The organism is Thioalkalivibrio thiocyanodenitrificans ARhD 1 (assembly GCF_000378965.1).
GTDB classification, from domain to species: domain Bacteria; phylum Pseudomonadota; class Gammaproteobacteria; order Ectothiorhodospirales; family Ectothiorhodospiraceae; genus Thioalkalivibrio_A; species Thioalkalivibrio_A thiocyanodenitrificans.
In genome coordinates this window covers 650663-666110 of the sequence record NZ_KB900536.1, presented here as the reverse complement: position 1 = coordinate 666110, position 15448 = coordinate 650663, and the positions used below count along the sequence as shown (strand labels likewise).

The 15448-nt window shown below is 65.4% G+C and carries 16 protein-coding genes; 6 read left to right on the top strand and 10 right to left on the bottom strand.

The genetic code is table 11. From position 1 onward, the window contains the following. The first annotated feature begins 6 nt into the window (after positions 1-6). Together THITHI_RS0103075 and aat are read left to right on the top strand one after the other, a co-directional pair. Positions 7-1185: a GNAT family N-acetyltransferase gene (locus tag THITHI_RS0103075; RefSeq protein WP_018231608.1), complete on the top strand. Its 1179-nt coding sequence runs from the start codon at positions 7-9 to the stop codon at positions 1183-1185. Between the two features lie 8 nt (positions 1186-1193). Further along, positions 1194-1904: a leucyl/phenylalanyl-tRNA--protein transferase gene (gene aat / locus THITHI_RS0103070; protein WP_018231607.1), complete on the top strand. Its 711-nt coding sequence runs from the start codon at positions 1194-1196 to the stop codon at positions 1902-1904. 19 nt (positions 1905-1923) lie between these two features. On the opposite strand, the gene THITHI_RS0103065 is transcribed toward aat, so the two are convergent. Both THITHI_RS0103065 and rluB read right to left on the bottom strand, forming a co-directional pair. After that, positions 1924-2580, bottom strand: coding sequence for an endonuclease III domain-containing protein (locus tag THITHI_RS0103065; protein ID WP_018231606.1), 657 nt, complete (start codon positions 2578-2580; stop codon positions 1924-1926). A 92-nt stretch (positions 2581-2672) separates the two neighbouring features. After that, positions 2673-3479, bottom strand: a complete 807-nt coding sequence (gene rluB / locus THITHI_RS0103060; RefSeq protein WP_018231605.1) for a 23S rRNA pseudouridine(2605) synthase RluB — start codon at positions 3477-3479, stop codon at positions 2673-2675. A gap of 498 nt (positions 3480-3977) precedes the next feature. Between rluB and moaB the strand changes: the two genes are divergently transcribed. Further along, a complete protein-coding gene (moaB, locus tag THITHI_RS0103055) occupies positions 3978-4499 on the top strand; it encodes a molybdenum cofactor biosynthesis protein B (RefSeq protein ID WP_018231604.1) in 522 nt (173 codons plus the stop codon). A 176-nt stretch (positions 4500-4675) separates the two neighbouring features. Here the strand turns inward: moaB and scpB are convergent, their stop codons facing one another. The 6 genes from scpB to THITHI_RS0103025 all read right to left on the bottom strand — a co-directional run bounded on the left by scpB (position 4676) and on the right by THITHI_RS0103025 (position 10481). After that, on the bottom strand, positions 4676-5386 hold the full coding sequence (scpB, locus tag THITHI_RS0103050) for an SMC-Scp complex subunit ScpB (protein WP_018231603.1): 711 nt from the start codon (positions 5384-5386) through the stop codon (positions 4676-4678). A gap of 118 nt (positions 5387-5504) precedes the next feature. Beyond that, a complete protein-coding gene (locus THITHI_RS0103045; protein WP_018231602.1) occupies positions 5505-6368 on the bottom strand; it encodes a segregation and condensation protein A in 864 nt (287 codons plus the stop codon). Continuing rightward, on the bottom strand, positions 6365-7582 hold the full coding sequence (locus THITHI_RS0103040; protein WP_026186013.1) for a tryptophan--tRNA ligase: 1218 nt from the start codon (positions 7580-7582) through the stop codon (positions 6365-6367). Before THITHI_RS0103040 ends, THITHI_RS0103045 begins: the two co-directional genes overlap by 4 nt. 82 nt (positions 7583-7664) lie before the next feature. Continuing rightward, on the bottom strand, positions 7665-9038 hold the full coding sequence (locus THITHI_RS0103035; protein WP_018231600.1) for a DUF945 family protein: 1374 nt from the start codon (positions 9036-9038) through the stop codon (positions 7665-7667). 54 nt (positions 9039-9092) lie between these two features. Continuing rightward, positions 9093-9782, bottom strand: coding sequence for a site-2 protease family protein (locus THITHI_RS0103030; protein WP_018231599.1), 690 nt, complete (start codon positions 9780-9782; stop codon positions 9093-9095). 78 nt (positions 9783-9860) lie between these two features. Continuing rightward, positions 9861-10481, bottom strand: coding sequence for an L-threonylcarbamoyladenylate synthase (locus tag THITHI_RS0103025; RefSeq protein ID WP_018231598.1), 621 nt, complete (start codon positions 10479-10481; stop codon positions 9861-9863). A gap of 101 nt (positions 10482-10582) precedes the next feature. Between THITHI_RS0103025 and THITHI_RS0103020 the strand changes: the two genes are divergently transcribed. From THITHI_RS0103020 to THITHI_RS0103010, 3 genes are read left to right on the top strand one after another with little or no spacing between them, the layout of a single operon-like run. Continuing rightward, positions 10583-11221, top strand: coding sequence for a septation protein A (locus THITHI_RS0103020; protein WP_018231597.1), 639 nt, complete (start codon positions 10583-10585; stop codon positions 11219-11221). Then, positions 11221-11520 (top strand): YciI family protein, encoded by a 300-nt coding sequence (locus THITHI_RS0103015; RefSeq protein ID WP_018231596.1) that lies wholly within the window; start codon positions 11221-11223, stop codon positions 11518-11520. The genes THITHI_RS0103020 and THITHI_RS0103015 overlap by 1 nt, the downstream gene beginning before the upstream one ends. A gap of 33 nt (positions 11521-11553) precedes the next feature. After that, a complete protein-coding gene (locus THITHI_RS0103010; RefSeq protein WP_018231595.1) occupies positions 11554-12369 on the top strand; it encodes a peptidylprolyl isomerase in 816 nt (271 codons plus the stop codon). Positions 12370-12643: 274 nt separating this feature from the next. Here the strand turns inward: THITHI_RS0103010 and THITHI_RS0103005 are convergent, their stop codons facing one another. After that, positions 12644-13249 carry a DUF938 domain-containing protein gene (locus THITHI_RS0103005; RefSeq protein ID WP_018231594.1) on the bottom strand — a complete coding sequence of 202 codons (606 nt, stop codon included), beginning with the start codon at positions 13247-13249 and terminating at the stop codon, positions 12644-12646. A gap of 155 nt (positions 13250-13404) precedes the next feature. After that, the gene (gene ligA / locus THITHI_RS0103000; RefSeq protein WP_026186012.1) at positions 13405-15444 is read right to left on the bottom strand and encodes an NAD-dependent DNA ligase LigA; all 2040 of its coding nucleotides are present in this window, start codon (positions 15442-15444) and stop codon (positions 13405-13407) included. Between the last annotated feature and the right edge of the window lie 4 nt (positions 15445-15448).

The window sequence follows — 15448 nt, the reverse complement described above, 5'->3', positions numbered from 1 at the left end:
GACCGCATGCAGATCCGTATCGTCGAGCAACTGGACACGGTTCCGGCCCGGGAATGGGATGCGCTGGGAGGCGAACACAACCCCCTGCTGAGCCATGCCTTTCTGGCGGGACTCGAGCGCTACGGTTGTCTCGGCAGCCAATACGGCTGGTACCCTCGCCACGTGCTGGCAGAGGACGAAAGCGGACGGTTGCTGGCCGCCATGCCGATGTATGCCAAGACCAACGGCTACGGAGAGTTCGTCTTCGACTGGGCCTGGGAATCCGCCTGGGAACGCTCGGGCGTGTCCTATTACCCGAAGCTGGTGGTGTCCGTCCCCTACACGCCCGCCACCGGCCCGCGCCTGCTGATCCATCCGCAGGCCGATGCGCCGGACCTGCGCCGCGTGCTCATCGATCAGGGCATCCGGTTTGCCCGGGCGCACGGGGTTTCCGGACTTCACTGGCTGTTTCCCGATGACACCGATCTGGAGGCCCTGCGCGCGCAGGGCCTCTCCCTGCGCATGGGCTGTCAGTTCCATTGGCGCAACGACGGATACCGGGACTTCGATGACTTCCTTGAGCGATTCAGTTCAAAGAAACGCAAAAATGTGCGCCGTGAACGGCGCAAGGTGGGGGAACAGGGGGTAAGCTTGCGCATCCTCCACGGAAATGAAGTTTCCGACACCCTTTGGGAAACCTTTCACGGGTTCTATACGGACACCTTCGAGAAGAAAATGGGCATCCCCACCCTGAGCCTTGATTTCTTCCGGGAAACCGGCCGGGCCCTGGGCCGCGGGGTAGTGATGGTGCTGGCCGAACATGAAGGTGAGCCCGTGGCCGCGGCCCTGTGCTATCGCAGTCATGACAGTCTGTACGGGCGCTACTGGGGGTGTGCCCGGGACTACGACGGCCTGCACTTCGAGGCCTGCTACTACCAGGGCATCGAGTACTGTATTCGGGAAGGCCTGGCGCGATTCGAACCCGGTGCCCAGGGCGAGCACAAGATCCCGCGGGGCTTTCTGCCCACGCCCACCTGGTCGGCCCACTGGCTGGCCCACGAAGAGCTGGGCCGGGCCGTGGCGGATTTCTGCCGGCGTGAGCAGCAGGTGATGGCCCGGCACTGCCGGCAACTCATGGGCCTCTCCCCGTTCCGTGAAGGGGCCGGACCGGATGACGCCGGGCCCCCGGCGGCCTCCATGTCCTGACCGAACCCATGTATCCCCTCACCTGGTTGCATCCGGGACAGCCGGACGAACCCTTTCCGCATTTGGACCGGGCGCTGACCGAACCCAACGGCCTGCTGGCGGCCGGGGGTGATCTGAGCCTGGAGAGACTGCTGCGCGCGTATCGGGAAGGGATCTTTCCCTGGTACGAGGCGGGTCAGCCCATCCTGTGGTGGTCACCGGACCCGCGCACGGTGCTCGTGCCCTCGGAAGTGCACGTCAGCCGCAGTTTGAAAAAAACCCTGCGAAGCGGCCGCTTCCGGTTCAGCATCGATGAGGCCTTCAGCCACGTGATCCGGGGATGCGCGGAGCCCCGGGGCGGGGTGCACGGCACCTGGATCACCTATGGCATGCAGCAGGCCTTTGTAAGGATGCACGAGGCCGGCCACGCCCACTCCGTGGAGGTCTGGGAGGACGGCACCCTGGTGGGCGGTCTGTATGGTGTCTCCATGGGCCGCATGTTCTACGGGGAATCCATGTTCAGCCGGGTCAGTGACGCGTCCAAGGTGGCCCTGGTGATGCTCTGCCGCCATCTGGAGCGCTGGGGTTACCCGCTGATCGATGCCCAGACCCCGTCCGCCCACCTGACCCGCATGGGTGCGCGGTCCATGCCGCGCCGGGAGTTCCGCCGGTGTCTGGACCATTTGTGCGAGCTGTCTCCCCACGGTGCCCGCTGGTCGGTGGAGCCGGACCTGTTCTGACTCGGAACGCCCCCGAATTTCATCCTTCATCCTTGCGCGCGGCGCATCCCTTGGCCAGCCCGCACCGGTCACACAGGGGTCTTGGCCGGCACACGTGCTTGGCATGGGCGACGATCAGCGCGTGGTACTCGTTGTAGAGCTTCACGTCCGGGCCGAGGGCGGATTCGAGGGCCGTTCTCAACTGATCGTACGTTTCCCGGGCATGGGCATGCCCCAGCCGGCCCAGCAGACGGCGCGTATAGGCATCCACCACGAATACCGGCCGCCCGAAGGCATAGAGCAGGATGTCGTCGGCGGTCTCGGGGCCGATCCCGTGCACCGACAGCAGTGCCGCGCGCAGCCGCCCCGTGGGCCAGTGGCGCAGCCGCGGCCACCCTCCCCGCTCCAGGTACCAGCGGCACAGGGCCTTGAGGCGGGCGGCCTTCACGTTGAAGTAGCCGGAGGGACGGATCAGGCGGGCGAGCCGGGCATCGGACAGGGCCAGCAGCGCCCGCGGTTCCAGGACACCGGCTTGTGCGAGGGCCGCAATGGCCCGTTCCACGTTGCGCCAGGCGGTGTTCTGGGTGAGCACCGCACCCACCATCACCTCGAACCGGCTGTCCGCCGGCCACCAGTGCTGGGGACCGTGCGTCCTGAGCAGGATACTGAAGATGTCTTGCAGGCGGCGGGCGTTCATTGGCTGGGCGGACGGGCGTGAGGTGTCAGGAGAGAGACGTGAATGCACCGCTGCCGGCACACCTCCCCCCTCACGTCTCACCCCTTACTACTTCATCGCTTCGGACGTCTCGCGGTGCGCGGGGGGCGGGAGGGGCGGCGCGCTTCCCGTCGCGGTTTGGGCGGTTGCCAGTCCAGGCCGGCGGTCTGGTACAGGGCTCCCATCTCCCGCGGTTCGAGGTCGCGCCATCGCCCGGCGCGCAGCGCGCGGCCAAGGGCCACGGGACCGTAACGGACCCGAGTGAGGCGGCTCACGGTCAGGCCCACTGCCTCGCACAGCCGGCGGACCTCGCGGTTGCGGCCTTCCCTGAGTGTCACGTGATACCAGTGGTTGGCGCCGGCGCCGCCGGCATCGCGCAGCGTCTCGAACCGGGCCGGACCGTCCTCCAGTTCCACGCCGGTGGTGAGTTGCCTGAGCGCCTCGGGGGAGACCTCTCCCAGGACCCGCACCGCGTACTCGCGCTCCACTTCCGTAGAGGGGTGCATGAGCCTCGCCGCCAGCTCCCCGTCGGTGGTGAACAGCAGCAGGCCCGAGGTGTTGTAATCCAGGCGCCCCACGGCAATCCAGCGTCCGTTGCGCAGCCGCGGCAGATGCTCGAACACCGTGGGCCGGCCCTCCGGATCCTTGCGGGTGGTCAGTTCACCGTCGGGCTTGTGATAGGCGATCACCCGGGGCCTGGCGCTGGCCTTGAGCGGCACCACCCGGCCCCGGATGGTGACCTTGTCCTCGGGGCCGGCCTGGTCGCCCAGGGTCGCCACGCGTCCGTTGACGGTGATGAGGCCATCCTCGATCCAGCGCTCGATCTCCCGGCGAGAGCCATGGCCCAGACGGGCCAGCAGTTTTTGCAGTCGTTCAGTCATGATTCGCCTCCCGGCGATTCGGGGGTCAGGTTCGGAATTCAAGATTCAATATTCAAAATTCAAGGTTCAAAGTTCAAGGTTCAAAGTTCAAGGTTCAAAGTTCAAGGTTCAATGGCTTTGGTTGATTATGGTTCTGGAGGTTCCCGGTGGTTTTGATTGTGACAGGGCATCCACGAAGATCCGTGTGATGATCTCCCCCCGGTAGGAGCCCAGTCCCCTGGGCGATCCTGCCAACACCAGGCCCCTTTCGCCCGGAGGACCGGGCTCCTACGCGGCCTCGATCCCCCCTCAATCCCCCGGGTGACCCTGCCCAGGCCAGGTGCCCTTCCCCGGGCGAACCGGCCGTTGCCGACCAGGGTTTTCCATTCAAAACTTCGAAGAGCCCCAATAGTATCGCTTTTGAACTTCAAACCTTGAACTTTGAACCTTGAACTTTGAACATGGCTTACCGCCCCATCGCCGCACACGACTTGCTGACAGTCTATCCCGGAGTCTTTCATGTCCGACAGCCGCCCCTTCATCCCCATCGGCATCGCCATACTTACTGTCTCCGACAGCCGCACCGAGGCCGATGACACCTCCGGCGGCTACCTGGTCAACGCGGTGCGGGAGAGCGGGCACCGGGTCGCGGAGAAACGCATCGTGCCCGACGACATCTACCGGATCCGCGCGGTGGTGTCCGGCTGGATCGCGGACCCGGAGGTCAACGCGGTGATCACCACCGGAGGTACCGGCATCACCGGCCGCGACGGCACGCCGGAAGCGGTCGCTCCCCTGCTGGACAAGGAGATCGAGGGCTTCGGGGAGTTGTTCCGGGCCATTTCCTTCCGGGAGATCCGCACCTCCAGCCTGCAGTCCCGGGCGTTGGCGGGGGTGGCCAATGCCACCTTCATCTTCTGCCTGCCCGGCTCGTCCGGCGCCTGCCAAACAGGCTGGGAGGAACTCATCCGCGAGCAACTGGACCATCGTCACATGCCCTGCAACCTGGTTATGCTAATGCCGCGCCTGGATGAGAAGTGAGTCCGGCCGGACCCGCAATGCCGGAATCCGTCGACCTGGGCGGCCATCTTGCCGCGCCATCGCCCGGAGGACCGGGCTCCTACCGGTGATATGCCGGGCGTATGGACCCTGTACCAGGGGGGCTCCGGTCACCACGAGGACATGCAGGGCCACAGACGGGACCCGCGCCCCGGCCCTTACTGCAGCGTGTGGCCTCCGGACGTCCCGGGCAGTTCTGCGCCGGCGTCCAGATCCTGTTCACCTCCCCGCTCGTCCGCCGGTCCCGCGCCGGCATCGGGCTCGGGTGGCCCGGCCGCGCTCTCGCCCGCTGCGGCGGCTTCCTCCTGCGGACCGTCAAAATCCAGTTCGGGATGCAGCTTGTCCAGATCGCGCAGTTCGGCCAGCGTCGGCAGCTCGTCCAGGCTCTTCAGATTGAAGTAATCCAGAAACTGCCGCGTGGTGCCGAACAGGGCCGGCCGGCCGGGCACCTCGCGGTGGCCCACCACCCGGACCCATTCCCGTTCGGTCAGGGTCCTGACGATCTGGGTGCTCACCGCCACGCCGCGGATCTCCTCGATTTCCGCCCGGGTGATGGGCTGGCGATAGGCGATCAGCGCCAGGGTCTCCAACAGGGCCCGCGTGTAACGTGGCGGCCGCTCTTCCCAGAGGCGGGAGACCCAGGGGGCTACGGTCTCGCGTACCTGAAAACGGAATCCGCTGGCCACCTCCTTGAGTTCGTAGCCCCGGTCATCGCAGTCCTCGGACAACTGCCCGAGCGCGGAGCGGATGGCCGCGCGATCCGGGTGCCCATCCCCCTCGAACAGCCGCTCAAGCTGTTCCACGCTCAGGGGACGGTTGGCGGCCAGCAGGGCGCCCTCGATGATCTTCTTCAGCAGGTCATGATCCATATATTGTTTATAAACCGTAAGTTATCTTCAAAAACTACAAAATACATTAGTTATAAGCATTCCTTTGTCTGCGCAAGATATTTTGTTTCACGCTCACCTTATTCATTAGATATAAACACTAAAACTCTGATTCCAGGTTATTTTCGATTTCATCGCCTTCCCGGGCGTCGCCCGCCAGGCTGAGGTAGATCGGTGCGTACGGCTCCTGTTGCACCAGTTCGATCAGGTGTCCCTTGAGCATCTCCAGAATGGCCAGAAAGGTCACCACCACCCCCGAGCGCCCCTCCTCCGGAGTGAACAGTTGATGGAATTCCACGAAGGGGCTCCCGTTGAGGGCTTCCAGCACTCGAGACATGCGCTCGCGAACGGACAGAGGCTCGCGCTGGATGTGGTGGTGAGTGAACATCTCGGCACGGCGCAGGACCTCGCGAAAGGCAAGCAGCAGTTCCTTGAGTTCCACGTCCGGCAGGATCGGCGCGCGCTCCAGGGGCGGCGCCTCGGCGGCCACCGGGTAGATGTCCCGCTCCACCCGCGGCAAGGCGTCGATATCCAGCGCCGCCTTCTTGAAGCGCTCGTACTCCTGGAGTCGCCGCACCAGTTCCGCGCGGGGATCCTCCTCTTCATCCATGGAGCCCGGTCTCGGCAGGAGCATGCGGGACTTGATCTCCGCCAGCATCGCGGCCATCACCAGGTATTCCGCCGCCAGTTCCAGGCGCAGATCCTTCATGAGATCGATGTAGCTCATGTACTGCCGCGTGATCTCGGCAATGGGTATGTCCAGGACATCCAGATTCTGGCGCTGGATCAGGTACAGCAGCAGATCCAGAGGGCCTTCAAAGGCCTCCAGGAACACCTCCAGGGCATCCGGCGGGATGTAGAGGTCCTTGGGCGGCATGCTCAGGGGCTCGCCGCGCACGATGGCGAAAGGCATCTCCTCCTGCAGGTGGCCGGCCGGGGGAGGCCCGTGGATCTCGGTGCTCATCGGTAGGCAAGTCCCATGGCCCGGCGCACCTCGTCCAGGGTGTCCCGGGCCATGTCCCTGGCCGCTTCGCAGCCCTCGTTGATGATGGTGCGCACCGCCGAGGGATCGGATTCGTATTCCCGCGCGCGCTCCTGGATGGGGCGAAGTTCGGCACGTACCGCATCGATGACCGGCTGCTTGCATTCCAGGCAGCCGATCCCGGCGCTGCGGCAACCCTCCTGGACCCACTGGCGGGTACTGTCGTCGGAGTAGACCTGGTGCAGGGACCAGACCGGGCATTTCTCCGGCTCGCCGGGATCGGTGCGCCGCACCCGGGCGGGATCCGTCGGCATGGTGCGGATCTTCTTCTCCACCTCTGCCGGGTCCTCCCGCAGGGAGATGGTGTTGTTGTACGACTTGGACATCTTCTGCCCGTCCAGGCCCGGCATCTTCGCGGTCCTGGTCAGCAGCGCCTGGGGTTCTGGCAGGATGATCTTGCCGGAGCCTTCGAGATAACCGAACAGGCGCTCCCGGTCACCCAGGGAGATGTTCTGCTGGGTTTCCAGCATGGCACGGGCCACATCCAGGGCCTGGTCATCGCCCTGCTCCTGGTAGCGCCGGCGCAGATCCCGGTACAGGCGCGCGTTCTTCTTGCCCATCTTGTCCACCGCGGCCTCGGCCTTTTCCTCGAAACCGGGCTCGCGGCCGTAGAGGTGATTGAAGCGCCGGGCGACCTCCCGGGTGATCTCGATATGGGCCACCTGGTCCTCGCCCACGGGCACCTGGCCCGCCTTGTAGATGAGCACATCGGCGCTCTGCAGCAACGGGTAGCCCAGGAAACCGTAGGTGGCCAGGTCCTTTTCGCGCAGTTTTTCCTGCTGATCCTTGTAGCTGGGCACCCGCTCCAGCCAGCCCAGGGGCGTGATCATGGAGAGCAGCAGGTGCAGTTCCGCATGCTCGGGTACCCGGGACTGGATGAACAGTTTCGCCGCCCCCGGACTCACGCCCGCGGCCAGCCAGTCCACCACCATCTCCCAGACACTCTCCGAGAGCACCCGGGGATCCTCGTAGTGGGTCGTGAGCGCATGCCAGTCCGCCACGAAGAACATGCATTCGTAGGCATGCTGCAATTCCACCCAGTTCTTCAGTACGCCGTGATAGTGGCCCAGATGAAGCCGGCCCGTGGGCCGCATGCCGGACACCACGCGCTGGTGTTGCGCAGGTAGGGAACTCAAGGTCGCTCCTGTCGGTTCTCTGTCAACGGATCGGGGTCGCCGCAATCGACGGGCGATGCGACATTATGGTGGGTCGGGCGGTTCAGTTGAACCCATCCGGCGCAATCAGGCCGGCCAGCAGCAGATACAGCCATTCGCTGCGGTCCACGTCATTGATGCTCAGGCGGCCCTGCTCCACGCGCAGATCCGTGCGATAGGAATCACCGTCGGCGCGCACATACCCCTCCTCCCGCAGGCCCTTGAGGATGCCGCGGCCCAGCGGACGTGCCAGCAGGCGCCGGGTGTCCGGGTCCACGGCCGCGCCGCCCTCCCCGGCCATGGTCTGCAGGCTGATGACGCCGGCCAGTTCCTCCGCCAGCGCCCGGCTGGCCTGGAGCCGGCCCGTCAACCGGATTCGCGCCAGTTCGTCCGGCCCGCCCTCTGGGTCGCGGCCGTCGAAGCCCGCGCCCAGGGCCAGTTCGAGGCTGCCCCGCGGCGTCTGCACCCGCAGGGGGTCGAGCGCCAGTTCCGGGGAATGGGACAGGAATGCGGGCAGGAACGCCAGAAACACGGCGCGGCCCCGTTCGCCGCGGGTGATCTCACCGTCCCCGGTGCCCTGCACCTGCTCCAGTTCCCGCAACAGGGCGTCGAAAGTGGCCGCATGCAGCGGACCCAGCCGCAGGCCGATGTCCCCCTGGCTGGTTTCCCATCCGGCGGCGGTCACGGCGCCGAAACCCATCTGGAACGCCAGATCCAGATACTCGCCGTTGCGCGCCTGGCTCGACCGGACGCGCAGACGTTCCACGCGGACCGGTGCCTGGCCATCCTGACCGGCCGCGTCCAGGGTGTCCAGCCGGTACTCGACGCGTGCATCCGCCAGCCGGCTCGCCGGATCCGCCAGGTTCAGTTCCAGCACCTGCCCCCTCAGCGTCAGGCGGCCCTCGCCGTCGGCCAGCGTGAACTCGGGGACATGAATCTGTCCGTCCAGTCGTTGGGCATGGACATGGAACGTCCCTTCGAGGCCCGCCGACTGCACATGGGTGCCGGGGTTATCCGGCAGTATCCCGCTGAAGGCCGGCGAGTACACATGGATCTCGGCGCTGTCGCCCAAGGGGCCCAGACGGGTGGTGACGGACAGGGGGGCGTGCTCGCCGAAGAGCGCCCTCAGGCGTTCGGCCGCCTCCGGCGGATAGACGGGTTCCGACGTCACCGTCAGGCCGTCGAAACCCTGGTGAACGCGGTGACGCACGGCGAACCGGTACACCTCGGGACCAAGGCGGGCCTCCATCCGGCTCGTGGCGGTGGACCGGAACCAGCCGCGGTCGAACAACTCCAGGCTGTGCGCCAGCATCAGATCGCCCACGCGTCCGCCCTGGTAGGCGGCGAGCTGGCGATCGGCCTGCCAGCCCAGCCAGGCGGGCCACGCCGCAATGAACGTGGCGATGACCAGAATCGGGACCAGGTATTTTCTCTTCATGAGAGCAAGTGACTCCGCCTGACGGCATTCCCCTCCGTGTCCGGGGGGATAGTCCTATCCGAATATCTCCGGAGGTAGCGTGAACATCGTCCGGATCAGGTCCACGAAGAAACCGAAGAACGGCCCGATGATGGCCCACAGCATTCCCGTGGCCAGCAGCCCCAGGATGATGAACAACCCGTAGGGCTCGATCCGGTCGTACGCGTCGGACATGCGCGGGGGCAGAAATCCCGACACCACGCGGCCGCCGTCCAGGGGCGGCACGGGCAGCAGATTCAGCACCATGAGCACGATGTTGATGGTGATGCCCGCCATGCCCATGTAGATCAGGGGCATGGCCACCCAGTCGAACGTGCCCAGCAGTCCGAAGCCCAGCTTGATCATCAGCGCCCAGAACATGGCCATGACCAGGTTGGCCAGGGGTCCGGCCGCCGCCACGATGGCCATGTCCCGCTGGGGATGCCTGAGGTTGCGGCTGTTCACTGGCACAGGCTTGGCCCAGCCGAAAATGATTGGATACTGCGTCCCGAGGATCAGCACGCTGTAAAAAATGATTGCTAGGGGCACCAGCACGGTGCCGACCGGGTCGATATGCTTCAGGGGATTGACCGTCAGCCGGCCCAGCATCTGGGCCGTGGTATCGCCCAGCAGCTTCGCCACCCAACCGTGGGAAACCTCGTGCAGGGTGATGGCGAACAGGACGGGAATTGCCCAGATGGCAATGGTCTGGAGGATGTTATCCATGGAGACGGGAATTATACCGCCAAACGCCGTCTCCAGGCGAAGCCCCCGATTCCCCCTTCCCAATTCCCACTTCCCCCTTCAAGAGAGCCAGTCCACGGACCCGCACCCCTGGCGCACCACCTCGGGCACGTCCCCCACCAGATCAAGCACGGTGGTGGGTTCCACGCCGCAGGACCCGGCCAGCAGGACAAGATCCACCTGTGAAGAAAGGCGTTCCTCGATGTCATAGGGATCCGAGATGGGGAGGTCGTCTCCCGGCAGGCGAACCGTGGTGCTCATGAGGGGCTCTCCCAGCTCCGCCAGCAGTGCCTGCGTGATGGCATGGTCCGGCACGCGCAGCCCGATGGTCTTGCGCTTGGCGTGCTGGAGGCGCCGGGGGACTTCATGGGTGGCCTTCAGCAGGAACGTGTAGGGACCCGGCGTGAGCATCTTCAGCAGCCGATAGGCCGCGTTGTCCACCTTTGCGTAGGTGGAGATCTCCGACAGGTCGCGGCATACCAGCGTGAAGTGGTGCCCATCGTCCAGTTGCCGGATGCGGCGGATGCGCTCCAGGCCGCCCTTGTCACCGATGGCACAACCCAGCGCGTAGCAGGAATCCGTGGGGTAGACGATGATGCCCCCCGCCCGGATCACATCCACCGCCTGGCGAATCAGGCGGGCCTGGGGATTGTCCGGATGAATGTCAAGCCTTCGGTTCACGGTTGTCAGTTGTCAGTTGTCAGTTGTCCGAAGCATAACAGCAACGGACAACTGACAACGGACAACTGGCCAGGCGCCCTCAAACGCGCCACACTATTGCGATGAAACTTCTCTATGACCTGCTTCCGGTCATCCTCTTTTTTCTGGCGTACAAGTTTTACGATGCGCTGCCGGAGCCGGCGGTGCTCGCCGTGGGCGCCTGGCTGCCTGTGGCGCTGGTCCCGGGCGACCCGGGACACGCCATCTACCTTGCCACCGCCGTGGCGATGGGGGTGATGGTGGTACAACTGGGTCTGGGGTTTGCCGTCAAGCGCAGGCTCGAGGCCATGCCCATGCTCACGGGCGCATTGATCGTGGTGCTGGGCGGGGCCACCCTGCTGCTGCATGACCCGCTGTTCATCCTATGGAAGCCGACTCTGGTAAACTTCCTCTTCGCCGTGGTGTTTCTGATCCCGCCATGGCTGGGACGTTCCACCCTGGTGGAGTCGATGATGGGACATGCCCTGCATGTGCCAAAACGGATCTGGGCCCGGACCAACCACGCCTGGGTGATCTTCTTCATCGTATCGGGACTGGCGAACCTGTTCGTGGCCTACACCTTCAGCGAGGCGTTCTGGGTCGACTTCAAGCTCTTCGGCATGCTGGGCATGACGCTGGTTTTCATCCTCGGCCAGGCGGTCTACCTGGCGCGGCATCATACCGAACCCGATCAACACACTTCCCCCGGAGACCCATCCTGATGCTTTACGCCATCATCGGCCAGGATACGGAGAACAGCCTGGAAAAACGCAAACAGACCCGCCCGGCTCACCTGGCCCGACTGGAAGCCCTGCGCGACGACGGTCGCCTGGTACTGGCGGGCCCCATGCCCGCCATCGACAGCGAAGACCCCGGCCCGGCCGGTTTTACAGGCAGCCTGGTGGTGGCTCAGTTCGATTCCCTGGACGAGGCGCGGCAATGGGCGGACGCGGATCCCTATGTGGAGGCCGGCGTCTACGCGCAGGTCACCGTAAAGCCGTTCCGCAAGGTCCTCCCCTGACCCGCATTCCGTACATTGACAAGGAAGCACGCCATGACATCACGACACCTGCATATCATCCTGGCACTGTTTTTGGCCATCGCCCTGCTGACCGCCTGCGACCGTGCCGAGGAACCTCGCGCGCAGATCCCGGACGGTGATGTGATCGCGGTAGTGAACGGCGTGGCCATCGCCGATGCCGACTTTCAGGAGTTTCTCAGTCTGCAGCGAATGACCCGGCCCGACGAGAACCTGCAGCCGGAACAGGTGCTCGACGAGATGGTTAACCTGGAACTGCTGCGCCAGGCGGCCGCGGAGCGCGGGCTGGATCGCGATCCCGAGATCCTGCGCCAGGTCGAGCGCAGCCGCACCAACCTGATGGTGGGCGCGCTCTTCGAGGACTGGCTGGGTCAGGACTACACCGAGGAACAGATGCGCGCGGAATATGACCGGCAGGTCGCATCCCTGGACCGCCAGGAATACAAGGCACGCCACATTCTGCTGGACAGCGAGGCGGATGCGCGCGACATCATCGAGGCCCTGGATGCGGACGCGGACTTCGAGGAGCTGGCCCGGGAACATTCCACCGGACCCTCCGGGCCCATGGGAGGCGATCTGGGCTGGTTCACCGCCGACGGGATGGTGCCGGCATTTTCCGATGCAGTGCGTGCCATGGAGCCCGGCAGCCACTCAAGCGAGCCCGTGCAATCGGATTTCGGCTGGCATGTGATACTTCTGGAAGACACCCGGACCGCGGAGCCGCCTCCGTTCGAGGCCGTGCGGGATCGGGTACGGCAGATCCTGGACAACCGGATCGTCCAGGAGAACATCGAGGACCTGCGCCGCCAGGCGGACATTGAGCTCAGATAGGACGCCGGACTTCCGGTTCGCGGCGGGGCCGGCGCTCCCGGGCGCCTGTGCGAGTCATCGCGTCGCCGCTGCGGTGGTGAGGCATGCGGGCTATTTGTGTAAACCCATAAGGTTGTTCACGTTGAGTCCCAGGCGGCTGACCGGGGGGTGGTAATCCACCTCGTAGCTCGTAGGCCGGATAAGGCGCAGCCGCATCCGGCAAACCATCGACAGGGATTGGCGGATGCGCTTCGCTTATCTGCCCTGCGATGCCGAAAGGACCCGCAAGCAGTTGTCAGCGCTTCCGCCAGACCAGGGTGAAGTTGTTCACCGGCATCACCACGTCTTCCACCAGTTCCAGCCCCGCCGCTCCGGCCAGCCGGTCCAGGTCGCCCTTGTCGCGGATCCCCATGCCGGGGTCGCGCATCCGCAGGCTCATGTGGAAGCGGGCGTTGCTTTCACTGGTGAACTCGCCGTCTTCATTGAACGGCCCGTACAGGCAGAAGCAACCGCCCGGACGCAGTACACGCCCCACCCCCTCGAACATGGCCTCCACATCCGGCCAGTGCATGATATGGGCCGTATTGGCGGAATAGACGCCGTCGACCGCCTGCACCGGCCAGGGCGTGCGGCGCACATCAAGCTCGAGCGGCTCGGCCACATTGGGCAGCGCCGCCTCCTCGAGCCACAGGCGAATTCCCGGCAGGTGGGCAGGCACGTCGGAAGGCTGCCAGTCCAGGTGCGGCAGTGCTGCCCCGAAATACACCGCGTGCTGTCCCGTGCCGCTGCCGATCTCCAGGATGGTGCCGGGCCGGTCAAGGTAACGCCGCAACACCGCCAGGATCGGGTCGCGGTTCTGGTCACAGGCCGCGGAGTAGGGTTTGCCTGGTTCAAATCGCATGGGTCGTCGGTCACGCTCGTTTGGTGTTCGGGGCGGATCATGCGGTGCTTCGGGAACGCACGCAATCCCGCGGGTCGGTTCACCTTTGAACCCTGGACTCTTCGCGCCCGTTCGCCAGGGCGCTCCGGACCACTCGGTGGCGCCGCCACCGGAGGCTATCCTTCGCCGATGAGTGCCAGGAATGCCGCCTCGTCGAGCACGGTCACACCCAGCTTTTCGGCCTTCGCCAGCTTCGAACCGGCGGCCTCGCCGGCGATCACGGCGGTGGTCTTTTTCGACACGCTGCCCGCGACCTTCGCTCCCAGCGCCATGAGCCGTTCACCTGCTTCCTCCCGGGTCATGGATTCCAGCGCGCCGGTCAGCACGTAGGTATTGCCGGCAAGCGGGAGTGTTTCTTCCTTACGCGCAGCCGGTTCCTTTTCCTCCCAGTGTACGCCGGCGTCCCGCAACGCCTGAATCACCTCCCGGTTATGGGGCTGCTGGAAAAAGGTGGCCACGTGATGGGCCACGACGGGGCCCACGTCCGGCACTTCCATCAGACTTTCCTCGTCCGCCTGCATGAGGGCATCCAGGCCGCCGAAATGCTGCGCCAGGGCCCGCGCGGTGGCTTCACCCACTTCGCGGATGCCCAGTGCGAAAATGAACCGCGCGAGCTGGGTATGCCGGCTCCGGTCCAGCGCCTCCACCAGGTTCTGCGCGGATTTCTCGCCCATGCGTTCCAGATCCGCCAGTTCTTCGGCGGTGAGCCGGTAGAGTCCGTCCACATGATCCACCAGACCCGCGTCCACCAGCTGCTCCACCAGCTTGTCGCCCAGACCCTCGATGTCCATGGCGCGGCGGGAGGCAAAGTGCTTGATGGCCTCCCGGCGCTGGGCTGCGCAATACAGCCCCCCGGAGCAACGCGCCACCGCTTCGCCCTCCAAGCGAACCACCTCCGAGCCGCACACGGGACAGCGGGTCGGCATGACCACGGGCCGCGTCCCGGCCGGACGTTTCGACAACACCACCGCGGCCACCTCGGGGATCACGTCACCCGCCCGGCGCACGATCACCGTGTCGCCGATGCGCACGTCCTTGCGTTCCACCTCGTCCATATTGTGCAGTGTGGCATTGCTCACGGTCACGCCGCCGACGAATACCGGCTCCAGCCGTGCCACGGGGGTCAGCGCGCCGGTGCGCCCCACCTGGAATTCCACGTCGCGCAATACGGTCTCCTGCTCCTGGGCGGGATACTTGTGCGCCAGGGCCCAGCGCGGCGCGCGGGAGACGAAACCCAGGCGCAGTTGAAGATCGAAGCGGTTGACCTTGTACACCACGCCGTCGATCTCGTAGGCCAGACTGTCCCGCCGTTCGCCGATGCGCCGGTAGTAATCCAGGCATCCCCGGGCACCGGTGACCAGGTCACGCTCCGGGCATACCCGCTGGCCCCAGTCGGCCAGCACATCCAGCACCGCCGCCTGGGTATCGGGGAGTGTGCCGTTCTCCACGTAGCCGGCGCCATAGGCGAAGAATGTCAGCGGGCGCCGGGCGGTGATGCGCGGATCCAACTGACGCAGACTGCCGGCGGCGGCATTGCGGGGATTGACGAAGACCTTTTCGCCACGTTCGGCCGCCTCCCGGTTGAAGGCCTCGAAGCGGGCTTTGTCCATGTAGACCTCGCCGCGTACCTCGAGCTTTCCCGGATAACCGCCGCCCTTGAGTTTCAGGGGGATGGCCCGGATGGTGCGCACGTTGGCGGTCACGTCCTCGCCGGTGGTGCCGTCGCCGCGGGTGGCGCCGCGAACCAGATGGCCATCTTCGTAGAGCAGACTGATGGCCAGCCCGTCCAGCTTGGGTTCCACCGCGAAGTCGATCTCGATGTTGTGGCCGATCCGGTCCCCGATGCGCTTCTCGAATGCCAGCACCTCGGCCTCCTCGAAGGCGTTGTCCAGGGACAGCATGGGCAGCAGGTGCCTGGCCTCGGCAAATGACTTCAGGGGTTCGGCCCCTACCCGCTGCGTGGGCGAGTCGGGTGTCACCAGTGCCGGATACCGGGCTTCCAGCTCTTGCAGTTCACGCAACAGCGCGTCGTAGGCCGCATCCGAAATCTCCGGATCGTCCAGCACGTAGTAGCGGTAGTTGTGGTAATCGATCTGCTCGCGCAACGATGCCGCTCTTGCACGCGCCTTTTCAGCGTTCACTTGCGGACCGGACAAATCT